This is a genomic window from Kaistella jeonii, assembly GCF_000812865.1.
Classification (GTDB): domain Bacteria; phylum Bacteroidota; class Bacteroidia; order Flavobacteriales; family Weeksellaceae; genus Kaistella; species Kaistella jeonii.
Genome location: NZ_JSYL01000001.1, coordinates 120,768 through 145,992, shown reverse-complemented (window position 1 = coordinate 145,992; position 25,225 = coordinate 120,768). Strand labels below are relative to the sequence as shown.

15 protein-coding genes are annotated in these 25,225 nt (G+C 36.6%); 6 read left to right on the top strand and 9 right to left on the bottom strand.

Translation table 11 applies throughout. The features are described from left to right. Positions 1 to 73: 73 nt before the first annotated feature. A complete protein-coding gene (locus OA86_RS00610) occupies positions 74 to 2,815 on the bottom strand; it encodes a M4 family metallopeptidase (protein ID WP_039347283.1) in 2,742 nt (913 codons plus the stop codon). Positions 2,816 to 3,079: 264 nt separating this feature from the next. Then, positions 3,080 to 5,086, bottom strand: coding sequence for an NAD-dependent DNA ligase LigA (gene ligA, locus OA86_RS00605; RefSeq protein WP_039347280.1), 2,007 nt, complete (start codon positions 5,084 to 5,086; stop codon positions 3,080 to 3,082). 318 nt (positions 5,087 to 5,404) lie between these two features. On the opposite strand from ligA, the gene cax reads away from it, so the two are divergent. Continuing rightward, complete coding sequence (cax, locus tag OA86_RS00600; RefSeq protein WP_039347277.1) at positions 5,405 to 6,463, top strand: calcium/proton exchanger; 1,059 nt, start codon at positions 5,405 to 5,407, stop codon at positions 6,461 to 6,463. Between the two features lie 200 nt (positions 6,464 to 6,663). On the opposite strand, the gene OA86_RS00595 is transcribed toward cax, so the two are convergent. After that, entirely contained in the window at positions 6,664 to 8,736 is a 2,073-nt protein-coding gene (locus tag OA86_RS00595; protein ID WP_039348277.1) for an alpha-ketoacid dehydrogenase subunit alpha/beta, read from the bottom strand. Between the two features lie 146 nt (positions 8,737 to 8,882). Between OA86_RS00595 and dnaE the strand changes: the two genes are divergently transcribed. Beyond that, positions 8,883 to 13,541, top strand: coding sequence for a DNA polymerase III subunit alpha (gene dnaE, locus OA86_RS00590; protein ID WP_039347273.1), 4,659 nt, complete (start codon positions 8,883 to 8,885; stop codon positions 13,539 to 13,541). A 91-nt stretch (positions 13,542 to 13,632) separates the two neighbouring features. On the opposite strand, the gene OA86_RS00585 is transcribed toward dnaE, so the two are convergent. The 4 genes from OA86_RS00585 to OA86_RS00570 form a co-directional block, all read right to left on the bottom strand. After that, entirely contained in the window at positions 13,633 to 15,630 is a 1,998-nt protein-coding gene (locus tag OA86_RS00585; protein WP_039347271.1) for a fibronectin type III domain-containing protein, read from the bottom strand. 312 nt (positions 15,631 to 15,942) lie between these two features. Next, positions 15,943 to 16,212 carry a hypothetical protein gene (locus OA86_RS00580; RefSeq protein ID WP_039347268.1) on the bottom strand — a complete coding sequence of 90 codons (270 nt, stop codon included), beginning with the start codon at positions 16,210 to 16,212 and terminating at the stop codon, positions 15,943 to 15,945. A gap of 72 nt (positions 16,213 to 16,284) precedes the next feature. Further along, on the bottom strand, positions 16,285 to 17,124 hold the full coding sequence (locus tag OA86_RS00575) for an arsenite methyltransferase (protein ID WP_039348274.1): 840 nt from the start codon (positions 17,122 to 17,124) through the stop codon (positions 16,285 to 16,287). 23 nt (positions 17,125 to 17,147) lie between these two features. After that, a complete protein-coding gene (locus OA86_RS00570) occupies positions 17,148 to 17,477 on the bottom strand; it encodes an ArsR/SmtB family transcription factor (RefSeq protein ID WP_039347264.1) in 330 nt (109 codons plus the stop codon). Positions 17,478 to 17,643: 166 nt separating this feature from the next. Here OA86_RS00570 and OA86_RS00565 point away from each other — a divergent pair, with 166 nt between their 5' ends. From OA86_RS00565 to OA86_RS00550, 4 genes are all read left to right on the top strand, one after another. Continuing rightward, positions 17,644 to 18,261: a TetR/AcrR family transcriptional regulator gene (locus tag OA86_RS00565; RefSeq protein ID WP_039347262.1), complete on the top strand. Its 618-nt coding sequence runs from the start codon at positions 17,644 to 17,646 to the stop codon at positions 18,259 to 18,261. Then, positions 18,245 to 19,561 (top strand): TolC family protein, encoded by a 1,317-nt coding sequence (locus tag OA86_RS00560; RefSeq protein WP_039347259.1) that lies wholly within the window; start codon positions 18,245 to 18,247, stop codon positions 19,559 to 19,561. The genes OA86_RS00565 and OA86_RS00560 overlap by 17 nt, the downstream gene beginning before the upstream one ends. A 49-nt stretch (positions 19,562 to 19,610) precedes the next feature. Continuing rightward, positions 19,611 to 20,729 (top strand): HlyD family secretion protein, encoded by a 1,119-nt coding sequence (locus OA86_RS00555; protein ID WP_039348271.1) that lies wholly within the window; start codon positions 19,611 to 19,613, stop codon positions 20,727 to 20,729. A gap of 86 nt (positions 20,730 to 20,815) precedes the next feature. Beyond that, positions 20,816 to 22,396 carry a DHA2 family efflux MFS transporter permease subunit gene (locus OA86_RS00550; RefSeq protein ID WP_039347256.1) on the top strand — a complete coding sequence of 527 codons (1,581 nt, stop codon included), beginning with the start codon at positions 20,816 to 20,818 and terminating at the stop codon, positions 22,394 to 22,396. Positions 22,397 to 22,542: 146 nt separating this feature from the next. Here the strand turns inward: OA86_RS00550 and OA86_RS00545 are convergent, their stop codons facing one another. Both OA86_RS00545 and OA86_RS00540 read right to left on the bottom strand, forming a co-directional pair. Then, positions 22,543 to 24,126: a patatin-like phospholipase family protein gene (locus tag OA86_RS00545; RefSeq protein WP_246008064.1), complete on the bottom strand. Its 1,584-nt coding sequence runs from the start codon at positions 24,124 to 24,126 to the stop codon at positions 22,543 to 22,545. Further along, a complete protein-coding gene (locus OA86_RS00540) occupies positions 24,123 to 25,220 on the bottom strand; it encodes a hypothetical protein (RefSeq protein WP_039347250.1) in 1,098 nt (365 codons plus the stop codon). The genes OA86_RS00545 and OA86_RS00540 overlap by 4 nt, the downstream gene beginning before the upstream one ends. Positions 25,221 to 25,225 lie beyond the last annotated feature (5 nt).

Below are 25,225 nucleotides of genomic sequence, written 5' to 3'. Positions count from 1 at the left end.
TTAATAGAACAAAAAAAAGTCGGGAGAAGATATCTCCCGACTTTGAACAAAGTCTTTTTAAACTCAATTAACTTTATTTTTTAACTAATTTATGACTTGTTGTTTTTCCGTTTTGGGAAATTTTAATAAGGTATAAACCGGTAGTTAATTTCTGAACGTTTAGCATTTTTTCATTAGCTTCTCCGCTCATCACCATTTGTCCGCTTTCAGAATATATCTGGTAAGAAAAATTTCCTTCAGCAGTAATGTTTAATACATCTTTCACAGGGTTCGGATAAATATTGATCGCACTGTTTACTTTAACATTCGTTAAAGAGTTAACAGTTCCCGTAGCTTTAATATTCAAGGTATAATCTTCAACCTGTCCGTAAGAGAAAGTTTCACAAGAAGTTGGAATTCCGTTGTATTTCATAGAAACTCTCATTCTTGTGTTACCGGTAATTGCAGATGCAGGAATTGTAATAGAACCGCTCACCGGAGTTGTTTTAGAAGCAGCTTTTGTGAAAACAGTTTCTCCAGCGTCTGCGAAATCTCCGTCACCATTGTAATCAATGAAAACAGCGTAACCTTCATTATAAGAAGTAGAGGTCCATTTCGGAGTGATCGTAATAGTGTAAGCACTTCCTTTATTTACGTTAGCAATTTGAGTTGCGAAATTTTCATAACCTGCAGTTCCTGTAGAAGAATTGCTGATCGTTCCAAAAACAACTTTACTGATTTTTTCATCAGAAGTAGAATTTCCTTTTGATGCGCAATAAGATACCGGTGGAGTTGTGGTAGAACCTGTAGTTACAGATAATACATTACTTGAAGCTGAAGCATTTCCGGCAGCGTCTTTAGCTTTAACGGAGAAACTATAAGTTGTAGAAGCAACTAATCCAGTAATAGAAGTCGTGGTAGAAGCAGTATTTCCTAACAATGTAGAACCGCTGTAAACATCATAACCAGTTACGCCTACATTATCTGTAGAAGCAGTCCAGCTTAAATTAGTCGCCACAGAGGTTGTTCCACTCGCTGCAAGATTGGTCGGAGTAGAAGGAGCAATTGTATCTGCAGTTGATCCACCTGAATAAGCAGTTCCTAAACCTACCGCATATAAAGCATTTTGCGTGGCAATTGCTTCCGCTGAACCACCTCCATATAAATCTTTAGCAGATTGTATCGCATAAGTTAAGACATTGGCATAAGTAGAATTTGAAGTAAGGTAAGAAGTTTCCATGCGATAAATAATTTTTGCAGACTTTGCAAAACCTATTCCTGTAACTGAAAATGCATTCCCTATATCATTAGTTCCTGATTTTCCTTGCGTCAAAATATAGAAGAAATGATTTAAAACGCCGCTGTTTGAATGAACGCCGCACTGATCATTTGCCTGGCTTGGCGAACAACTGCTTGTTGCAGCTTTCCAGTAAGTTCCAAGATAAGTATCTGGTTGCGCACCTAATCCTGAATTCGGATTGCTCATTGATCTTAAGTAATAAGGCGAAGTTTTGGTAATATCTTCACCGATCAAAAAGTTCTGTTTTGTTGGAGCATAAGCATTTTCTACGACCGCACCCCAAATGTCAGAAAGTCCTTCATTAATTGCTCCAGATTCTCTTGCGTAGACCAGATTTGCCGAATATTCGCAAACTGCGTGACCCAATTCATGGGCAGTAACATCCAGCGCAGTTAAAGGAGAAAAAGTAGAGGCACCATCGCCGTAAACCATTTCTGAGCCAGACCAATAGGCATTTTCATACCCTGAACTGTAATGAACGTAGCTTTTTAAGACCGCTCCTGCATTGTTGTAGCTGTTTCTGTTAAATGTATTTTTGAAATAATCATAGGTATTTGAAACGCCCCAATGTGCATCTAAGGCAGCATTATCATATGTAGAATTATTAAATTCTGCGGCAGTCCAATTATTGTCATTATCTGTAAAATCTGTGCTTTTTAAAGCCGTTCCTTTTTTCAGGTTATAAGTAAAAACTCCACTTCCACGGGATGAATCACGTAAGGTATAACTGCTTCCAACTAACGTGGTAGAAATTGTTTGTGAGCCACTGTATCTGGTTGCAGCAGTTCCTGAAACTAAAGCTAATTTCGCATTAAGTACTGCCGAATTTTCAATAGAACTTTCATTGTGGGAAGAGGTGGCATTATCACCGTAGAAATTGTTAGCATGTTTGATAATGGCATCAGTCATTAAAATTTTTCCGTCAAGAGCATCTACATAAACATATTCTCTGCTTAAAGGTTGTGCTGCATAAATATCAAATTTATAAGCCAGCAATAATTTAAATGAGCCGTCATTTTGTTCTATCGGAATTAAAACCAATTCACCATCTGGCTTTTTGTAAGAATTTTCTTTCACATATTCTGCGTCCTCCCACATGTATTTTTGCGCACTGGTGTGTTTGATCGCGGAATTTAAAGCAGATGCTGCATTTAAAGTAGGTTTGGTAGTTACATCAGTAATCGGGAAAACATTCCCTGATAAACTTTCCATTTTTCCATTTTGAGAATGCAAGGTGTAAACAACATATTGCACTTTAATTCCATCGTAATACAACTGAAATTTTTCATCAATAAATGAGCTTGATGGATCTAAGTCGGTTTTAATACTTTGGAGCGTTGACCTTGAATCCAGGTTTAAACTCTGCTTCAAAATATCATTTACGTTTGTTGATTTTGCGCTTAAACCACTGTTAAAAGTGATCAAATCAACTCTACCATTGTTGTCGATATTTCTTTTACTCACAAATTCTTGTGCCGAAACCTGACCAGCAATAAGCAGCATTATTAATCCTGCAGAAAATACATGTTTTTTCATAAGACAATAGTTATTTAATAATTTTATCAAATGTAGATAAAATTGGAATACAAAAATTAAAACATATAAATATTTTTGAAAATTAATTAATAACTCTTAAATAGTAAAGAAAACATTAATTAGTTACAAGTATAGTAGCGATTCAATAACTTATCATATTTCAGTTTAAACTATTGAATGCATAACTAACTTAGATTTTCCTTATCGTAAAATATAAATGGTTGTAAATATGATAATTAAGATTTTTTAAGCCTACTGAAAATTTTATTCTGCAGCAATCAGCGTTAAAAATTCTTGCTCGTCAAGGATGATGATCGTTCTAATATCCTGCGCTTTTTTGAGTTTGCTGCCGGCTTTTTCTCCCACTACTAAGTAATTCAGATTCTTAGAAACTGCGGATATATTTTTTCCGCCATGTTTTTCAACCATTTCTTCAGCAGCTTCCCGTGTAAACAAGGAAAGTTTTCCTGTGAAGAGAAAGGTTTTATCCTGTAGAATATCACTTAAAGTTTCATTAGGGTTTTCTCCTCTTTCCAATTGAACGCCATAAGATTTCAATCTTTCGATCATCAATAAATTCTCGGGATTCTGAAAGAATTCAACAATGCTTTCGGCGATCTTTCCTCCAATATCTTCAACCTGAATGAGTTCTTCTGCAGTTGCATTTTGCAAACTCTCAATCGAGTCGAAATTTTTCGCCAATTTCTTCGCAACCGTTTCACCAACGTGTTTAATACCGATCCCAAATAATACTTTTTCGAAGGGAATTTTTTTTGATTTCTCAACGCCATCCAAAATATTCTGGGCAGATTTTTCAGCCATTCTTTCTAAAGGAAGTAATTGTTCTTTTGTTAAAACATAAAAATCTGCCGGATTCTCAACCAGTTTCTCCCGATACAACTGCTCAATTGTTTCGGCACCCAAACCTTCAATGTCTAAGGCTTTTCTTGAAACATAATGGATCATTCTACCCACAACTTGCGGCGGACAATGCAAATCATTCGGACAAAAATGAATTGCCTGATCCTCAATTCTCACCAGTTCTGTTCCGCATTCCGGACAGTGCGTTATGTACTCGACTTCTCTGCTATCGACTTTTCTTTTCTCTTCATTGATCCCGACAATTTTCGGAATAATTTCGCCGCCTTTTTCTACATAAACAAAATCATGTTCGTGCAAACCAAGTTTTTTAATAATGTCTTCATTATGTAAACTTGCCCTTTTAACGATTGTTCCAGCTAATAAAACCGGTCTAAGATTCGCAACCGGTGTAATTGCGCCTGTTCTTCCCACCTGGTAAGCAACGGTTAGCAATTCGGTTTCTACTTTTTCTGCTTTGAATTTATATGCCATTGCCCAACGCGGAGATTTCGCTGTATAACCTAATTGCGATTGCTGTTTAATGGAGTTTACTTTTAAAACAATTCCATCAATTTCAAACGGAAGTTCGTGTCGATGTTCATCCCAATAAGTGATAAAATCTTTTATTTCATCTAAATTCCTGCACAATTTTGCCTGATCAGAAACTTTAAAACCCCATTTTCTAGAATTTTGTAATAGTTCCCAATGCGTTTCTGCGGGAATTTCAGAAGAGATAAATTGATAAAGAACCGCAGAAAGTCCACGTTTTCGAACTTCGGCAGAATCCTGCATTTTCAAACTTCCAGAAGCTGTGTTTCTTGGATTCATAAAGAGATCTAAACCTTCTTCTTCACGACGGAGATTAATTTTATTAAAGTTTTTCCGAGTCAGATAAATTTCGCCACGCATGAAAAACTGAGTCGGAAAATCACCATGCAAGGTTAAGGGAATATCTGAAATCGTTTTAACATTTGCTGTAATTTCATCTCCCTGAAAACCGTCGCCACGCGTTACTCCTTGTCTCAGTTTTCCATTTTCATAAAGAATCGAAATTGATGCTCCGTCATATTTTAGTTCAGCAACAAATTCTACAGGTTCATCAATGGTTTTGATGATGCGTTTTTCCCAATCTTCAAGATCATCAAAATCGTAAGAATTATCCAAAGAATACATTCTGAACTGATGTTGAATCGTCGGAAAGTTTTTCGTTATTTCGCCACCAACCCGTAAAGTAGGAGAGTTGGGATCATATAATTCGGGATGGTTTTTTTCGAGCTCCTGAAGTTCTTTTAATTTTAAATCGAATTCAAAATCAGAAATAGCAGCCTCATCTAAAATATAATAATCATAATTATGCTGATGGAGTTCTGTACGAAGATCTTCTATTTTTTGCTGGATGTTTTCGGGCATCTTTTCCTAGGGTTTGTACAAAAATACTAAATCCATTCAAATTCCATAATAGAGTTTTCCACTTTCTTTGGTTAAATATTGGTAAACCATGAATTTTAAATTTACGATTTTAATGATGATTTTATATGCGAGAAGTACATCATTTGGATTGAAGAATAAGTCTTTAAAATAAAAAATAATCGCGCCCCGGATCGCAATGGAAATCCTTTTTTTGAAAGGGAAAAGCGAGGCAAAAAAAAGATTGTAGTGTAGAGCCGGAAATGTGCGCCCAAAAAATAAAAAAAAATCAATATATTTATTTCCGAAAAAAATGGAATTATGCAGAAAAAAGATTATTTACTTCTCGGAGCCGCAGTTATTGTCGCAGGATTCACTGGATTTGCAACACACGCAGGCTTAAATTCTGTCCTGTTATTCGGACTTGCCGCAGTTGCTTTGGTCTTAGTGGCGATGATCGTCGGGAAAGCCACAGAACAGTTGGGAAGCAGAATGGGACCGGCCGCAACAGGCGTTTTACAATCGGCACTGGGAAATTTACCGGAATTGTTTGTCTGTATTTTTGCTTTACGTGCAGGTTTGGATACGGTGGTAAAAGCCGCTTTAGTCGGGTCGATTTTAGGAAACTCTGTTTTGGTTTTCGGGATGGCCATTTTATTTGGCGGATTAAAGAACGGAAGACAATATTTTCACTCTGAACCTCCAAAAATGAATGCCGTTTTGATGATTTTGGCTGTTGCTGCGATGGCGGTTCCGACCTTAACTTTTTATTTGCATACACCGGCGGAAAGTCATTTGAACACTTTAGATATTATTGTTGCAGTAGTTTTATTAATAACGTTCGGCGCATACTTAACCTTTTCAATTAAAGGAGACAAGTCGATAACGCCTGATAAAAATGGCGATGCGGAAGAAGCCACGTGGAGTTTGCCGGTGACTTTGATCATCTTGGCAGCCTCCGGAGTTGGTGCCGCGTTTGTGTCAGATTGGTTTGTGGAAGCCTTGAAACCGGCGATGGATTCTCTCGGAATTAATGATGTTTTTGCTGGTTTGATCGTCGTCGCGATTGCGGGAAATGCAATTGAAAATTTGGTTGGAATTCAGTTGGCTTTGAAAAATAAAGCAGATTATGCTGTGAGTGTGATCATGAACTCATCGTTGCAGATCGCCTTGGTGATCTATCCTTTGCTGATTATTCTTTCCTTCTTTTTGGGAGGTGCGGTTTTGTCCTTTGTTTTAAGTCCGCTATTATTGGCAGCTTTGGCGCTTTCGGTTTTGGTAAGTGCTTTTATCGTTTTTGATGGGGAAAGTATTTGGCTGGAAGGTGTTGCGTTGATCGGATTGTATATTATTATTGCGACGGCTTTTTGGTGGGGATAAAGTTTTTAGCCACAAAAGTTTTGGAAAAAAAGTAAAAGGAAAGTGTGCAAAAGGTGCTGCGTGTAACAGTTCCTAATATAGCTCTTAATCATTCGCAATTCTAAATACATATTTCAAAAGTTCGATTAAAATGAAAGTCACAAAAGTTTTCCGAAATGAAATCTTTTGTGACTTTATCGTTTAAGACTTTTTATGTCAAATTATTGAGTCAACATTTCTCCAATTTTTATAGAAAGTTTTTCAGCGTTGGGAAGCATTTCTTTTTCTAGAACTAAATTAATTGGAACTGCAGGCAAGTTGAGAGATCCCATCGCTTCAACCGGAGCATCTAAATATCGGAAACAATTTTTCGAAATTCTTTGTGCAAAAGCTTCTGCAAACGAATTATTAATTTGCTCTTCTGTTAAAACGAGACATTTTCCATGGAGTTTTGTTCGTTCAAAAACCAATTTTTCATCCAAAGGAATTAAAGTTCGCAAATCGATAATCTCAACTCTTCCTTCGAAATTCTTAGCAGCTTCTTTTGCCCAATAAACTCCCATTCCATAGGTAACGATGAGCATTGTTCGGCCTTTTTCGGTTTCAGTTTGATCAGCTTCTAAAAGGATTTTTCCTTTTCCAAAAGGTAAAATATAATCTTCTGCAGGTTCGATGGTTTTTGCATCTTCTGTTCCGGGAACTTTGCTCCAGTATAAACCTTTATGTTCCAGCATTACAACCGGATTTGGATCGTAATAAGCAGCTTTTAATAATCCTTTAAAATCTGCTGCATTGCTTGGATACGCTATTTTGATTCCTTTGATATTACAGAGGATACTTTCAACACTTCCACTGTGATAAGGACCACCGCCGCCGTAAGCTCCGATTGGGACACGGATAATATTGCTCACCGGAAATTTTCCGTTGCTCAGATAGCTAGATTTTGAAACCTCTGTAATCAGTTGATTGATTCCTGGGTAAATATAGTCGGCGAACTGAACTTCCACAATTGGCTTTAACCCAACTGCGCTCATTCCAACCGTTGAACCAATGATATAGGCTTCCTGAATTGGTGTATTAAAAACTCTTTTATTTCCGAATTTTTTTCCTAAAGTCACCGTTTCTCTGAAAACACCACCAATCCTTTCCCCAACATCTTGCCCGTACAATAAAGCTTCGGGATGTTTCCACATAATTTCCTGAATGGCGTGAATGGCCGCATCAACCATTACAATTTTCTCTGGATTTTCTCCTTCTCTCTGCCCAACTTCTTCTGTAATTGGAGTCGGAGCGAAGACGTGGTCTTCAACCGTTTCAGGTTTTGGATCTTCAGCGTTTATCGCTTTTTCAAAAGCCTGTTCGACTTCTAATCTGGCTTTCTCTTCTATTTGTTTTAAAAGTTCTTCATCGACTCCTTCTTCCAATAATCTTTTTCTAAGAATAACTCCTGGGTCTTTGGCTCTGTGTTTTTCCAGATCTTCTTCTTCCCGATAAAATTCTCGTCGAACGCCGGAAGTATGATGTCCGATCAAAACTGTACTTGCGCAAACCAACATGGGTTTTCTTTCTGTTCTTACAAAATCAACGGCTTTTTTCATGGCTTCAAAACTGGCCTCGAAATCCGTTCCATCAACTTTCATTCTATTTAATCCGACAAAACCTGCTGCGAAATCATAAGCGTCTGAAGTTCTTGCTTCTTCTTTCGTTACAGAAATTCCCCATTCATTGTCCTGAACTAAAAATATAATTGGCAATTGATGAAGTGCTGCAAACTGAAACGCTTCGGAAACTTCACCTTCTGTGATAGAATTATCTCCAAAACTGCAAACTACAACGGGATTATTTTCAAATTCCTGTAAATTGAATTCCTGAATATATTTAATTCCCTGCGCAACTCCTGTTGTCGGAATAGCCTGCATTCCGGTTGCAGAACTTTGGTGAATAATTTTAGGTAAATTTTCAGCGCGACTTGATGGATGCGAATAATAAGACCGTCCACCAGAAAATGGATCGTCTGCTTTCGCCAATAATTGTAACATTAACTGATAAGGTTCGAAACCCATTCCGAGTAACATACTTTCGTCACGGTAGTAAGGAGAAACCCAGTCTTCCTTTGTCATTTGATAAGCAGTAGCAAGTTGAATCGCTTCGTGACCGCGGGAAGTAGAGTGGACGTATTTGCAAATATTTCGGTTTTCTTCGTAAACATCTGCAGTTGCTTTAGCAGTCATCATGTGACCAAACGCTTTCAGCAATATCTCTTGAGAAACAATTTCTTTTTTGATAATTTCCATATTGAACAAAGATAAAAATTTTTGTCGAAGATTGAAATCCACAAAAAACAATATCTTTTCACGAAGCAAAACAATTCTTATTTTCCAAAATTCCAACTTTTTTTTAAAGAAATTTTACACTAATTTTACAAAAATTCTTCTCCTAAATGTACTTAATTTTCGATACTGAAACCACAGGTTTACCCAAAAATTATAACGCACCGCTCTCTGATTCAGATAATTGGCCAAGAATGGTGCAAATTGCTTGGCAACTTCATGCGCAAGATGGAACGTTGCTCGAAAACCAGGACTATATCATTAAACCAGAAGGTTACGACATCCCTTTTAATGCAAGTAGAATTCACGGTATATCTACGAAAATGGCCAATGAAGAGGGACGAGATCTTCAGGAAGTTTTAGAAGAATTTAAAGAAGTTTTAAAAAAAGCAGAAGTCGTTGCCGGTCACAATATCGATTTTGATTACAAAATTGTTGGTGCAGAATTTTTCAGAAAAGAAGTCGAAAATACGTTAGAAAAAATCGCTTCCGCAGATACCATGGAATTGGGAACCAATTATTGTCAACTCGGTGGTGGAAGAAATGGACGTTTTAAATCTCCAAAACTGACAGAACTTTACGAAAAACTATACGATAAAAAATTTGATGAAGCGCACAACGCAGCAGCCGATGTAAACGCAACCGCACAGGTTTTTTTCGAAATGATGCGGATCGGAATTATTCCTGCCGAGAAACTTAAAATTTCAGAATCTGAACTTCAGGAGTTTATCAAAAGTCATCGCGATCCTATTCAACCTTTCGGAATTATCATCAGAAGACAGGTTGCAGGTTCCAAAAAGAAAAAGAAAGTTGATTTTGGCGATACTTATGAAATTGAAATTGGAGACTATTTTAATTTTCACAATCACAGTATTTATTCTTCACTTCAAGCTTCGTCCAATATTCAGGAATTGATCAATAAAGCCTTAGAAAATAATTTTTCAGCAGTCGGAATTGTCGATCTGGGAAATATGATGGGCGCTTTTAAATTTGTTTCAGAAGTGGAGAAAACAAATGGAAACATTAAAAAGAAACAACAGGAATATTTAGATAAAAAGCAAAAGGCACAAGAAGAAGGCATTGAATTTAATGAAACTGAACCTCGAAGTAAACCTTTAATTCCTATTATTGGGTGTGAATTTTATATTTCTGACCGACCCGAAAAGAAACAGTTTACGAAAGATGATCCAGACCGCCGAACTCATGTAGTTTTGCTGGCAAAAAATATGAAAGGGTATAAAAACCTGACGAAATTATCAAGTATTGGTTACGTTAATGGATTTTATTTTGGAGTTCCACGGATTTCAAAACAAATGATTATCGAATATAAAGAAAATCTTATTGCTCTAACAGCGGGAACTTTAGGAGATATTCCAAGCACGATATTAGAATTTGGGGAGCAGAAAGGGGAAGAAGTTTTCAAATGGTGGAAAGATACTTTCAAAGACGATTTTTATGTGCAGATCCAAAACCATGAGGTTGAAGAGGAGGAACATTTGAATGATGTTTTACTCGAATTCGCAGAGAAATATGACACCAAAATTTTAGCCCAAAACGAAACTTTTTACACGGAAAAATCCGATGCTCATATTCAGGATATTTTATATTGTATTAAAGATGGCGAGAAATTATCTTCGCCTATTGGAAAAGGTTTTGGGAAGAGAAGAGGTTTACCCACTCATGAATTTAATATTAAAAACAGCGACGAACTCACACAAAGTTTCCGCCAGTTCCCCGATGCTTTTGAAGCTTATACTGAATTTTTAGGAAAGTTTGAACCTTACACTTTGAAGCGCGATGTTCTCCTTCCGGAGTTTGGAATTCCAAAAGAATTTTTGAGCGAAGAAGATAAACTGGATGGCGGAAAAAGAGGTGAAAATGCTTATTTAAGATATTTAACGTACAAAGGCGCTGAAAAAAAATATCCGGAAATCACTGAAGAAATAAAGGAAAGGCTCGATTTTGAACTCGGTGTAATTGCAAATACAGGTTATCCCGGATACTTTTTGATTGTACAGGATTTTTGTGAAGAAGCCCGTAAAATGGGAGTTTGGGTTGGACCGGGTCGTGGTTCTGCTGCAGGTTCTGCCGTTGCCTATTGTACAGGTATTACAAACGTAGATCCGATTGCCTATGATTTACTTTTTGAGCGTTTTCTAAATCCGGAAAGGATTTCGATGCCCGATATCGATATTGATTTTGACGATGAAGGCCGCGATAAGATCATTAAATGGGTGGTTGAAAAATATGGAAAAAGCAATGTTGCACAAATTATTACGTATTCGGTTTTAGGTGGAAAATCTGCTATTAAAGATGCGGGAAGGGTTTTAGATGTTCCGATTTTTGAAACCAATAATATTGCAAAATTAATTCCTTCAACACCGGGAATGAACATTGCAAAAGCTTTTGCGAAATTTGATAAACTTGCGCCAGAAGATAAAGTTTTGGCGCAGGAAATGAAAGATATTCTGGCAAATCCACAAGATGAACGCTACGATGTTCTTTCGGCAGCGCAAAAAATGGAAGGTTGTATTCGGAATACCGGAATTCATGCTTGTGGAGTGATCATCACGCCGGAAGATATTTCAAACCTTGTTCCGATCACCATTGCAGCGAAAGATGCAGATATTTTGGTCTCGCAATTTGACAATTCAGTCGCTGAAAGTGCAGGTTTGCTCAAGATGGATTTCCTGGGTTTACGAACTTTGACTATCATCAAACACGCCATTAAACTCATCAAAGAAAAACACGGGATCGATATCAATCCCGATGAAATTCCTTTAGATGATTTGAAAACGTACCAATTATTTAAAGAGGGTAGAACGGTGGGGATTTTTCAGTATGAAAGTCCAGGAATGCAGAAATATATGCGCGAACTTAAACCGACGAAATTCGGGGATTTAATCGCAATGAATGCGCTATATCGACCTGGACCAATTAAATATATCCCACTTTTTATCAATCGAAAAAATGGTACGGAAGAAACGACATATGATTTAGAAGAAACAAAGGAATATTTAGAAGAAACCTACGGAATTACTGTTTATCAGGAGCAGGTAATGCTTCTGTCTCAGAAACTCGCTAATTTTACAAAAGGTGAAGCCGATACTTTGCGAAAAGCAATGGGTAAAAAAGACCGTCCAACACTGGATAAAATGTATCCAAAATTTCTGGAGGGCGGAAAACTTAATGAGCTGGATGAAACCAAACTGAACAAGATCTGGAAAGACTGGGAAGCTTTTGCAGAGTACGCTTTCAACAAATCTCACTCCACATGTTATGCTTTGATTGCGTATCAAACTGCCTATTTAAAAGCCAATTATGCGGCAGAATATATGGCAAGTGTGATGTCGAATAACATTAATAATACGAAGCAGATCACTTTATTCATGGAGGATTGCAAAAGTATTGGTGTTGACGTTTTAGGTCCGGATATTAATGAATCGCAGTATGCATTTGCGGTGAACGAAAAAGGTCAGATCCGTTTTGGTTTAGGTGCCATCAAAGGAATTGGGGAAGGTCCGAGTGAAGCAATTGTTGCTGCAAGAAAAGAGGAACGGTATAAAAATATTTACGATTTTTTTGAAAAAATTCCGTCTTCGCAAATGAATAAAAGAGTTGCGGAAAGTTTAGTTGTTGCAGGCGCTTTTGATGAAGTTGACCGTTTTCACCGCGCACAGTATTTTGATATCGACAATTCCGGAAAAACCAATATAGAAAGACTTTTACGCTATGGACAGAGTTTTCAGGACAACATTAATGAAATAGAAAATTCTCTGTTTGCAGATTTTGCAGATGAAGTAAAAATTGAGCAACCCAAAATAAATCCCGCTCCGGAGTGGCAAAACATGCACAAACTCAATAAGGAAAAGGAAATTATTGGCTTCTACCTTTCGGCGCATCCTTTAGATGAATATAAATTTCAGTTTCAGTTTTTACAGGGAGCTTTGACTAAAAAAGAAATTTTGGAAGGTAAAAAAGAGGAAGAAATAGAACTTGAAAAAATTATTGTTCCAATTGATGTTATTGATGACCTTTCTGATGTGGACGAAGATCTGGTCGATATTCCAATCGAAAATCTGGATGGTGATGAAGATGCTTTAATTGAAGAACCGACTAAACTCGTCGAGCCAAGAGGGAATTTTAATTTCTTAAATTTAGATGAAATTGAAAGCTTTAAAAATACAGTTTTTGCCAATCAACAACCCGATCTTTTCACCAACGATAAATTGAGCTGGAAAGAAAAGCAGGCTTTAAAAAATAATGCTCCGGAATATATGGTTTCCGGTCTGGTTACTGAATATACGGTGAAAGACGGTAAAAACAGCGGAGAAAAAATAGCGTTTTTAACTTTGGAAGATTATAGCGGAAGTTACGGTTTTCGTCTGGGCGACCGCGATTACATGAGATTACGTGATAAAATTGACGTACAGCGATTTGTTATTTTTAAAGTTAAATTTTCGCAGTCATCTGATGGAAGAGTTTTCGTAAACGTTTCTGAAGTGATCGATCTGAAAGATGCTTTTGAAAAATTTGCCAAGAAAATGACCGTTGTCATTGATATCAATGATCTGAGAAGAGAAGATATTGAGTTTTTTAAGACCAATTTTATCGATACGAACGGTGAACATAAACTTAATTTCTATGTTAAAAATCCGGAAGATCAATCCACCATGGAATTAATTTCTATGAAAGCACAGGTTGACATTAATGGTCACTTATTAGAGATTATTCATGAAATGCAGAAGTATGAAGTTTTTTTAAATTAGAATTATACCACTGCGCACTAAAATTTCCTGAATACTTTACAACAAAAAAAGAGCGGCATTACTGTCGCTCTTCTATTTTAAATTAATGATATTATTTTTTAATAGCCTTAATAATCTGAACAGAACCATCTTTCATTTGCAGATTGATCAGATATAAACCTTTACTTAAGTTTTTTAAATTCAAACTTTTTGAAGGTCTCACCGTTTTAATAAATCTTCCGGAAGCATCTGTTATTAATATCTTTTCAATATTTTCAAATTCTGATATGTTCACAAATTCGCTGAACGGATTTGGATAGATCTTCAATAAATTTTCACCATGTGAGGTCTCATCAGTTGCTAAAGCGATAGTGGTCACTTTTATATCATCAAGATACAGGTGATCCTGTTTCGGGTCGGAATAAGCTTGAAAGCCTAAATAGTAAACGCCGGAAATGGTAGGTTTAAAAGTTTTATTAGTTTCAGTAATTGGTGTCAAAGTACTTATTGAAGGATAATTTCCGATAGTGGTTGTCATCGCAGCTGCGGTTGGTGAAGTTCCAATGGCAACTTTCAATTTTTCTTTATACGTAGTAGAATTATTGCCATATTTATAACCTATGGAATATGTATTTCCTTTAACCAAATTAATACCCTGCGTGTAGAACCAGGTATTGGCGGGAAATAACGTATTATAACTGTATTCCAGAAGTTTTCCTGTAAATCCCGGAGCTGCAGGTCTTACATCCCAAATGCTACCTGAACCTTCATTGCTTGCAGAAGTGCATATAGGCAAATCGGGATAAACTGCTGTCGAAAAATCCATGGTATAAGGAGGATTTGCATTATTACAGAGCGTCACAAAATTAATACTGTTCGTCCAGATACTTTTTTCGGCAGGTGAACAGTTTGACCTCACCCAAAGATAATATTTTGTAGCAGAATTTAAACTGCTTAAAACAATACTTAAAGCATTAACTCCTGTAATAGTTGGAGGTGTTGCGGCTGTGGGAGCTGTATTGACTGTGCTGTAATAAATTTCGTATCCGTTTGCCGGTACATTTACTGGCGCAGTCCAGGATATCGTTGCTCCGTTTGTCTGTAAAGCATTTGCTTTGATAGTAGTTGGTTCTGTGCAGGATGAAGCTAAGCTGTAAACCACATCATCAATTAAAATAGCGGTCGCAGGAGTAGGAGAAGCTCTAAAAGCTAACGTCTCTATTCCGGGAGGAGCAACAATCGGTGGAGTCTCATAATTATCTACTACGCTAATACTGTTTGCAGTATAGGTATATAATAAAACAAAAGTTGCAAGATTCTGCTGATCAATAAGATATCCTACTTCCAGTTTTCCGCCTGGTGCAGAATTCCCCCGTAATTTAAAACGCAGTTTGTAATTTCCTGACTGCAGCGTATTTACCGGTGGTAATGAAATCATAGCCACTTTGGGAACAGTAGCAGAATACATTCGCAAGGCATTTGGTGGAGATCCTATTGGTGCAGGTTGAACATTTACATCTCCAAGTCCGTTTATTCTACGCCAACAATTGGGCAAATTGGGGTCATTAACAGAATCAAAATTTTGAGTAAATTCTGCTACGACAGGACAATTGGTCACAAAAACAGTGCTCTCAGTCCAAACACTTTTTTCAGTGGGGCTACAATTGCTGCGTACATAAACGTAATATCCCTTGGAAGGCGTAAGACCTGTTAAATTTGTATTTACTCCGAAGATTCCTGTTAAAGTGGGTGCTGTAGCTGCAGTGGGAGGAACATTATTGTTGCTGTAATAAATCTCGTAGCCATTCGCCGGCGAAACAGCAGGTGGTGTCCAGGATATTTTTGCTGTGGTAGAAGTTACATAACTATCTTGAGGCGAAGTTGGTGGATTACAAGTCGCTAAAGAAGTATTGGTGTTAAATACAGAATAATCTGCATCAGATTTGATCGAGCATTTCGTACTCAAATCAATGGAGCTGTGATGTGAGATTGTTAAACTCTCGCATGCTTTTGTGTCAGAGAAATTCTCGGAAAAAGAAACTGTAGAATACTTTGCATTCATTTGCCAAAAGGTGGCAAAAAACATCATCAAGGTGTAAATAGTTTTCATTTTATTGTGTTTTTAGTTATTGTAAATTACAAATAAATATTTCTTTGTACCTAATTTCTAAGGACTTATCACTTTATCACCTTATGGTCTTTAAAAACATTGATGAATACAATAATAAAAAAGTTTGAATTTTTTTATTAATTTAAAATGTTGAATAATTGATTACTTAATTTATACGCTGGTTTAAATTTTATTGACACCCAAATCTGTTTTATTTAAAAGTTTAGTAAAATTCATCGAGTATTGAAGTACAAAAATTTAAGTAGTCAAATATTTTACAAAAAAAAAACCGCTTTTCAGCGGTTGTAATTATTAAGCGACTTTTTTAGCCTCCCTTTTATCTTTTTCTTTGCAATCCATCTTGCAATCCTTGTGGTTTTTCATATCACAGGCTTTTGCTGTTTTATTACCATCCATTTTGCAATCTTTGTGATCTTTCATGTCACAACCTTTTGAAGTCTTCTTACCTTCCATACTGCATTCTTTTTTATCTTTTCCTGCGCAACAATCTTTTTTCGGAGTTTCCTGGGAATAAGCAAAAGTGCAAGCGGTAATTGCCAAAACCGAAATAATTTTTTTCATATTGATTTGATTTTAATAGTTTTAAAGTAAGTCAAAGGTAAAATAAAATGTGAGTTTATAGAATTATTTTTTCTAACAGCAGTTGTCATTTGGTGAGCAACATTTCTCACCTTTTTCTGCAAAAACGGTAATGCTGAAAATCTTGGTATCAGAATTTTTATAAGTCTCAATTTCGTCTTCGTTCAGATAATTTCTTAAAATATCATCAGGAATGATAATCGCTTTTTCTTTTTGAAGGATGATATTTTTGAAACCCGATTCCTTGATAATATTTAAATAATCTTCTTTCTGGATCGCACTTGCCACGCAACCTGCATACATTTCGGCGGCATTTTTTATTTTTTCAGGCAATTCTCCCACCAAAACAATATCGGAAATCGAAAAATGACCGGTCGGTTTTAAAATTCGATAAACTTCTGCAAAAGCTTTTGGTTTATCGGGAACCAGGTTCATCACACAATTGCTCACTACAACATCTGCCACATTTGCAGTCATCGGAATATTTTCAATATCACCCTGTCGAAATTCCACATTTTGATACCCTAATTGAGTTGCATTTTTCTTCGCTTTTTCAATCATCGCTTCCGTAAAATCAATTCCGATCACGCGACCATCTTCACCGGTTTCTGCACGGGCGACAAAACAGTCGTTTCCGGCGCCACTACCTAAATCTATGACCGTATCTCCTTTTTTAATTCTTGCAAAATTCGTTGGTAGACCGCAACCTAAACCAAGATCAGCCTCTTTCGCATAGCCATCGATTTCGTTATATTCTTCCGACATGATGTTGTAAACTTCCGTGCTGCAACCTCCTGCACCGCAACAGGATGATTCGTTCGTTGCTTTATCCTGCAAAGCAATTTCAGAATATTTTTGCTTTACCATTTCTTTGATCTGTTCGTTTGTTTCCATCGTCTGAATTTTTCTTTTTGTAGTTAGCAGCAATTATTCTGCTGATCGATTTTATAAAATATTTGACCGATAAAATGCTCCATTTTTTTAAAGGTTTTGGGATTGATACAATAGCAGATCGATTTTCCCTCGATCGTTCCCTGAATGATCTCAGCATTTTTCAATTCTTTTAAATGTTGAGAAACTGTTGCCTGTGCCAAACCAATTTCTGCAACAATATCATTACAAATGCAAGTATCAATGGATAAAAGATATTCTACAATCGCGATTCTGGCGGGGTGAGCCAAAGCTTTTAATAAGGAGGAAATTTCATTTTGTTCCTCCGTAAAGTGTTCCGTTTTTGTAAGACCCATTTTTAAAAATTGAATGTATTTTCTGAATTAATAATTTGATATTGCAATATTACGATATTAGCTTTATCTATGAAAACTTTTTTTAAAAACTATCAATTAAAATCAAACGTTTGATTGATTCAGCAAAATAATAGTTTAACTTTGCAACCGCAAAATCATTAAAATCATGATTTCAAAGGAAGAAAATATTTTATTTAACGCTGAAAAGCTCTTTGCTGAAAAGGGTTTCGAAGGAACTTCAATTAGAGAAATTTCTAAGGAAGCCAACGTAAATGTTTCTATGATTTCTTATTATTTTGGTTCGAAAGAAAAACTGTTTGAAAAAATTTTTGAGTTTCGGATGAATGAAAGTCTGTCTTTTGCCAAAGATGTTATCGCTGATAAAAAGATGAATGAATGGGAGAAGTTAATTGTGGTGATCAATCGCTACACCGACCGGGTAAAAAACCTCAAAACTTTTTACCTCATCATGCAAAGGGAACAGTTGACAAATAAAAATGAACACATTGTAAAGGTTTTGAATGAATCGAAAATGGGATTTCTGGAGATATACAAGCAGCTGATCGAATCTGGACTTAAAAATAAAGTTTTCACCAAAAGACCGCGCTTAGAATTTATTCATTCTACAATTTCAGGAACAATTTTTAGCGCCTTAAATTCTTTGCCGATTTATAAAAAGTTTTATAAAGGTGACGAAAAATATGAGAATCTTTATTTTGAAGACCTCAACAACCACATCAAAAACGTTTTAAAATACCTTTTAGGTTATGAAGAAAATAAATAACTCACTTTTTGTAATTGCTTTTCTGACCCTCGCAGTTAGCTTAAATGCGCAGGAAAAAAAATCGATTACTTTGGATGAAGCCGTAATGCTCGGAATTCAAAATTCGAAAAATTTGAAAATTGATGAAGCGAAAATCCAGGAAGCGACTGCCAATTATCTGGAAGCTAAAAACAACAGACTTCCAAGTTTAAAAGTTTCGGGAACTGCTTTAGCGCTCGCAAATGCAAATGTAGATCTGAAAATTTTGCCACCTTCGCCAAACGGTGGAAGTACGCCAACAGCAAATTCTGCATTTTACGGAAACGTTGCAGCCTCGCTCCCAATCTATGCGGGTGGCAGAATAAAATACGGAATTCAATCAGCACAATATTTAATCGAAGCGTCAAAACTAAGCAGTGAGAACAATAAAGTTGCGATTGCATATAATGTTTCACAAGCTTATAACAACCTTTTCAAAGCCAATCAGGCAATTAAAGTTTTAGAAGAAAATCTTTCGGCAGCTCAAAAGAGAGATCAGTCTTTTCAGAAATTAGAAGACAATGGGATCATTGCCAGAAATGATAAATTAAAAGCAAATCTGCAAACCTCAAATATCGAATTGCAATTGCTGGACGCAGAGAATAATTACAGCATTGCGAACATCAATATGGATCTGCTATTGGGACTTCCGGAAACTACAGAAATTCAAATCGACGAAAATTATATCGCAGAACTTTCTGAAAACCGTCCCGTTTCCTATTATTTAGATCAAGCGACTTCAAACAGAAAAGATCTGCTGGCGATCGATTATCAAAAAAAAGCCATCGAACTGGGAATTAAATCTGCGAAAGCCGAGAATTTACCGACAATCGCTTTAACAGGAGGTTATATTGCAGCCGACGTTCCGAAGATCCTTACCATTTTTAACGCTGCCAATATCGGAATCGGATTACAATACAACATCGATAATCTCTGGAAGAAAAATTCAGCTTTATTAAAAGCAGAGGCTAAAGAAAAAGAAATTTCGGCGACCACCGATCTACTGGGCGATCAAATCAAACTGGAAGTAAACAGAGATTTTCAGAATTCCCAGTTTGCGAAGAAGAAAATTGTTGTTTACGAAAAAGCTGCAGATCAGGCAAATGAAAATTATCGGGTGACGAAAAATAAATTCGATAACGGTTTAGCGACCATCACTGAGCTTTTAGATGCGGATGCGGCACAAATTACAGCCAACGTAAATGTTGTTAATGCGAAAGCTGATGCGGCACTTGCTAATCGAAAGCTACTGCAAACCTCAGGAATTTTAATTTTAAAATAAACAGCGCTTCACGTTGAAAAAAATACAAATAAAAACAGAAAATAATACAATGGACGATAATACTACCCCAGAACAGCCGGAACTTTTCCCAGAATCTAAGAAAAAGAAAAGCCCCATTTTTCCTATCATTTTAGCAGCAGTTTTAATTGTTGGTGGAATTTTTGGATACCGAACTTATTCTTTTGGCCAAACCCATGAGTCTACAGATGACGCTCAGATCGCTTCGAATATGAGTCCTGTAATTTCGAAAGTCTCAGGTTATATCACTGAAGTTCATGTGAAAGATAATCAATTTGTTAAAAAAGGAGATACTTTGGTCATCCTAGATAACAGAGATCAAAAAATGGCTTTGGAATCTGCAAAAGCTGCGTTGGGAACAGCAAGAAGTAATATTTCTACGGCAAAAGCAAGTACGAATGCTGCGTCTCAAAACATTAATTCTACTAATGCTGCTATCGCGACTGCAACTGCACAGATTGAAGCAGCTAAAGTAAATGTGTGGAAAACTTCGCAAGATCTAAAAAGATACAGCAATTTGGTAAAAGATCATACCATCACGCAACAGCAATATGAAACTGCTTTGGCTGCCAAACAATCTGCTGACCGGCAGTTACAGGTTTTGGTTGATCAAAGAAATCAGGTTTCTCAACAAACAGGAATTGTGAATTCACAAACTGCAGCAAGTTCCGAACAAATCGGTGTTGCAAGTTCGGTGTCTAAACAAAGAGAAGTAGATGTTGAAAATGCAAAATTAATGTTGTCTTACACCATTATTTTGGCGCCGGAAGATGGTTTTGTTTCAAAAGTTTCTACTCAAAAAGGGCAGTTTGTTCAGGCTGGAGCGCAATTATTTAGTTTGGTAAGAGATAACAGCAACTGGATTATTGCTAATTTCAAAGAAACACAACTTTCTAAAATGGTAGAAGGTCAAAAAGTCGATGTTGAAATTGATGCTTTTCCGGATCATAAATTTGAAGGTGTTGTAAGTTCTTTTTCTCCGGCAACAGGTTCAACCTTTTCTATTCTTCCTCCGGATAATGCAAGTGGAAATTTTGTGAAAGTGGTTCAAAGACTTCCGGTAAGAATCGATTTTGTAAAACTCGATCCAAAAATCGCAAAAAAACTTCGTGCAGGAATGAATGTAAAAACAACCGTTAATTTAAAATAATGAAGTTCGAGAAAGGACGAAAAATCAATTTTTTCTGACTTTAAAAATTTCTCTCTTTAAAAAAACTTCAAACTTCCAGCAAAAAAATGCAACAGGATTCATTAGTCGAATACGGCACCAGACGGTTCATCATCACCATTACTGCGATAATGTGTGCGCTTTTAGAAATTGTAGATTCTACCATCGTCAATGTGGCTTTGAATGAAATGAAGGGAAATCTGGGTGCGACACTTTCCGAGGTGGGTTGGGTAATTACCGCTTATGCGATCGGGAACGTAATTATTGTTCCGATGACAAGCTGGCTGTCTGCACAGTTTGGACGTAGAAATTATTTCGCCGCTTCTATTATCATATTTACCATTTTCTCTTTTCTCTGTGGAAATGCGACCAATATTTGGGAACTCGTATTTTTCCGTTTATGTCAGGGAATTGGTGGTGGAGCCCTTTTGGTGACTTCACAAACCATCATTACTGAATCTTATCCGATTGAAAAACGGAGTATGGCTCAAGCGATTTATGGATTAGGTGTAATTATCGGCCCAACTTTAGGTCCGCCTTTAGGAGGTTATATTGTCGATAATTTTAGCTGGCCTTATATCTTTTACATCAACATTCCGCTTGGAATTGCTGCGGCAATTATGACTTTACAATTTGTACGAAGTCCGAAATTTGCCGAAAAACGAAAAGCAAGAGATGTCGACTGGTTCGGAATTCTTTTGCTCGCAATTACGGTAGGTTCTCTTCAGTATATTTTGGAAAGGGGACACGAAGAAGACTGGTTTGACAGTAAACTCATTATTTTCTTAACTGCGTCTGCAGTCATTGGACTGATTCTTTTCCTTTGGCGTGAACTCACCTACAAATATCCGATTGTGGAACTGCGGGTTTTGAAAAACGGAAACTTAAGACTGGGAACCGCGATGTCTTTTATTTTAGGTTTCGGTCTTTACGGATCCACATTCATTGTTCCGCTTTATACACAAAGTATTTTAGGTTGGACAGCTTTGCAATCGGGAGCTTTAATGATTCCTGCAGCTTTGACAACCGCGGTGATGATGCCAATTATCGGAAGACTATTAACGAGAGGAGTCAAGCAACAGTTATTGGTTGCGCTGGGTTTACTCACCTTCTTCATCTACAGTTTCTGGGGTTACAAAATTATTGGTCCGGACACAGGAAAGAATGATTTCTTCTGGATGTTGATCGTGCGCGGAATGGGATTAGGATTATTATTTATTCCAATTACGTCTTTAGCTTTGAGTACCTTAAAAGGACAGGAAATTGGTCAGGGTGCGGCTTTTACAGGAATGATGAGACAATTAGGTGGTTCTTTTGGGATTGCGGCGATCACTACTTTTATCGCAAATCAAACCTCTATTCACCGGGCAAATCTTTCGCAGTATTTAGATGGAAATAGCTTCGACGTACAACAAAGACTTGCCGGATTAAAAGCTAGTTTTATTTCAAAAGGTTTTTCTCCAGATGTAGCTTTGCAGTCTGCTTATAAATTATTAGATTTCAGCGTTTTGAAACAGGCCTCTGTTTTAGCTTACATGGATGTTTTTCTTTACCTCGGAATTCTATTTTTGATCTGTATTCCATTTGTTTTATTCGTGAAAGAACGAAAGGGTAGAGAACCGATTGATGTGAGCGATGCAATGCATTAATATTAAAAAAGATTTTAAACAATATTTTTTTATTTTACCGCTAAAATTGAAAAGTCACAGATTAATTTCTGTGACTTTTTTAGTGTTTGAATAGTTAAACATATATATGGATTAACTATATCAATGCGGTTAATCTTGAATTAAATTTAGCCAACATTTGGTTTTGCTTCCTGCTTTAAAATTCCTTTTTCTTTCAACGCTACCAACATTCTTTCATACTTATAGTTTTCCCAGTCAAATTTTTCCATGAAATCTAATCCTGCGCGAAATCCTTTGTTGAAGAGGACAATCTTCTCCTCATCCTGCATAAAAAAATTGAGCCAGTTACTCGGACTGCAATCCACGTATTGAATGCTATGAGTACTGTAAAACGTATATTTCGTTAAAAAAGATTTGTCGTTATAGCCTTTTAAAGTATCGAAAATTGCACCCAGAAAACTAAACGGACTTTTCAAAATGTTTTTACTTCCCGGACCTCTCGCTTCACCCAATTCTGCCTGATCGACGAGTCTTACGCCAAACACCGGAATTCTGGGATAAAAAATATCACTTTCGTGAAAAATATCGATCGGAAAATTAGAGATACTTCCTCCATCTACAAAAACGCCTTCCTCAAAAACATTTGCAGGTTCAGCATTCAGCCAGAATTTCCATGCTTGCACGATCGAATCTTTCGCAATATCTATTTTCGTGATCATCGGTTCGAAAAAATAGGGAACAGACATAGAAGCACGGACAAATTTCGCAGGACTTATTATGGATAGTTCTGTATTCGTCCAGTAAAGATTAGCCATTTTGGGAAGTTCTACTTTTATCTTTGCATTAATGTCGGTCGCAATGATCGTATAATCTGCCCGCAGAAGGGTGAAGGGATTTTCTTTATAAATGTCGCTGCTTTGCGCAGATTCCAGAAAAAAATTGAATTTCAGCATGTCAATATTGGCCAGTTCTTTCTGATGAATATTGTTGATGTTTTCGATGGCAGTATTGTAATATTCTTCACCATTCCCGAAACGGTAGTTCAGATTAAGCTTTCTTCCATTTTGATTGTATTCTTCATTAAGATTGCTCACACTCTTAATATTAAAACTGTCAAGCGCAGTTTTCAATTTATTTTCAAAAGCATTTCCGGGATTCAGTCCAATATGATTGACCTGAAAAAGATGGTAGTAATGCAGGATGACATAAATGAGAAAACTTAAACCGAGGAAAGGAATAAGATAATACCAGGGATTTATTTTTAGAAATAAAATCAAAAAAGGAAAAATAATGATGACAAGAAATAGAAATAAAATCGATAATCCAATTTTTTTCATGTAGTTCTTACTCTTCAAAATTCGACTTGCCATTTGTTTCACGATAGATTTACCATCCATAAATTCCTCAAATTTCCATTGAAAAAGGATGTCTTTAATTCGCATGCTTTTATTTTTTGACCGGTCACCCATCGCTGCGATTAACATTGTATTGATCGCACCAGCGCTTGTTCCGGCGATTCTTAAAAAACGAATGCCGAAACTTTCGAGCGCATACAGATAGCCGACTAATGCAACGCCCCAAACTCCGCCACCTTCCTGCACAAAATTGACGTATTGATTTCCTTCCTGATCCAAAATATCTGAAAACTCTTTCGGCGCAATGAGTTCGTGAAGGGCTTTCAGTTTTTCTTTGGATGCTGAATCGAGTTGCTGATCTGCAAGTAATTGTTCTAATGGTTTTTGATTCATCATAATTTTGTTTCGGGTGTTTTTTGTATCGGTTCTTCTTCCTTTTTAGCAATATATTTTTTCCTTATTAAATTAAAGAGATAAAGCGCTAATGGAATAATTATTAATGACAATATTTCTTTAAAATGCGCGTCTAGAAAATTATATATTTTCTCCCAAAATGTTGGGACTGGCTGATCGATACCAATTTTTATTTTGATCTGTCGTTCTGCCAGTTGAAGTGTTTGTCCTGCAGGTGTTTCCGCTTTGATGATTAAAGTAACGGTTCCTACATGTCCGGATTTTGCGATTGCTTTCACTTTCCAGTGCCAGTAATTTCCGTTGGTAAAATCCAAAATCTGTTCATTCGGATCGCCTACATTTGTATTTGCAATTCCATCATCCACTTTTGTAATTCTGAAGTCATCGTAATCATAAAATGGTTTAATCGACAGTTTTTTGAAGGCTTCAATATTTTTGACGATACAAACAATACTGCTGTCATTTGTCTTTGTAAATTCAAGATCTTCTTTTTCAATCGCTTTTAATTTTTTTGCGACTTGTTTTCCTTCACCCTCGATTTTCACAAAAACTCGCAGATCACGTTCTTCATTCAGGGGAATCTGCGGGAAATAGGAAAAGCCAAGCACTGCATTTTTAGGTTTTTCTGCAACAACAGGAGTTTCAACTTTTGGTTCTGGTGAAATTTCAGTCGGTGGTTCAACCGGAGAATTTATTTCGTCATTCTTCTTAATTAAGCCGGAAAGGTTCGGATTGATAATTTCTGTATGCTTATTAAGAAGTTCCGGTTTGATTTTATTAAAGGCGACCTGCACAGAATCATGTGCCGCATTTAATTTGTAGAGCTTAACTTGTCGAGCAGATGGATTTACCGCGATAGGATTATCAATATTTTCCTGCTTCGGTTCAGTTTGCTTTTCAGGTTTGATCTGGTCAACATTTACAGTTTGATCCTGTGGAGTCATGTTCATGGTATCCTCTGAAACTGATGTAGTAACATTATCAGTAGCGCTTGTCGTTGACGTTTTACTGTTGCTTTCGGAACAGGAATTTAGTAAGAATAGAAAAATTAATATATAAATTGGTGTGGTTGTCATGGCTT

What these genes read in the sequence shown, in the direction of transcription:
- OA86_RS00570 (WP_039347264.1), bottom strand. Translation starts at nt 17,477, where the DNA reads ATGGGTCTTACAAAAACGGAACACTTTACGGAGGAACAAAATGAAATT.
- OA86_RS00580 (WP_039347268.1), bottom strand. Translation starts at nt 16,212, where the DNA reads ATGAAAAAAATTATTTCGGTTTTGGCAATTACCGCTTGCACTTTTGCT.
- OA86_RS00545 (WP_246008064.1), bottom strand. Translation starts at nt 24,126, where the DNA reads ATGATGAATCAAAAACCATTAGAACAATTACTTGCAGATCAGCAACTC.
- cax (WP_039347277.1), top strand. Translation starts at nt 5,405, where the DNA reads ATGCAGAAAAAAGATTATTTACTTCTCGGAGCCGCAGTTATTGTCGCA.
- OA86_RS00575 (WP_039348274.1), bottom strand. Translation starts at nt 17,124, where the DNA reads ATGGAAACAAACGAACAGATCAAAGAAATGGTAAAGCAAAAATATTCT.
- OA86_RS00550 (WP_039347256.1), top strand. Translation starts at nt 20,816, where the DNA reads ATGCAACAGGATTCATTAGTCGAATACGGCACCAGACGGTTCATCATC.
- dnaE (WP_039347273.1), top strand. Translation starts at nt 8,883, where the DNA reads ATGTACTTAATTTTCGATACTGAAACCACAGGTTTACCCAAAAATTAT.
- OA86_RS00560 (WP_039347259.1), top strand. Translation starts at nt 18,245, where the DNA reads ATGAAGAAAATAAATAACTCACTTTTTGTAATTGCTTTTCTGACCCTC.
- OA86_RS00565 (WP_039347262.1), top strand. Translation starts at nt 17,644, where the DNA reads ATGATTTCAAAGGAAGAAAATATTTTATTTAACGCTGAAAAGCTCTTT.
- OA86_RS00540 (WP_039347250.1), bottom strand. Translation starts at nt 25,220, where the DNA reads ATGACAACCACACCAATTTATATATTAATTTTTCTATTCTTACTAAAT.
- OA86_RS00610 (WP_039347283.1), bottom strand. Translation starts at nt 2,815, where the DNA reads ATGAAAAAACATGTATTTTCTGCAGGATTAATAATGCTGCTTATTGCT.
- OA86_RS00555 (WP_039348271.1), top strand. Translation starts at nt 19,611, where the DNA reads ATGGACGATAATACTACCCCAGAACAGCCGGAACTTTTCCCAGAATCT.
- OA86_RS00585 (WP_039347271.1), bottom strand. Translation starts at nt 15,630, where the DNA reads ATGAAAACTATTTACACCTTGATGATGTTTTTTGCCACCTTTTGGCAA.
- OA86_RS00595 (WP_039348277.1), bottom strand. Translation starts at nt 8,736, where the DNA reads ATGGAAATTATCAAAAAAGAAATTGTTTCTCAAGAGATATTGCTGAAA.
- ligA (WP_039347280.1), bottom strand. Translation starts at nt 5,086, where the DNA reads ATGCCCGAAAACATCCAGCAAAAAATAGAAGATCTTCGTACAGAACTC.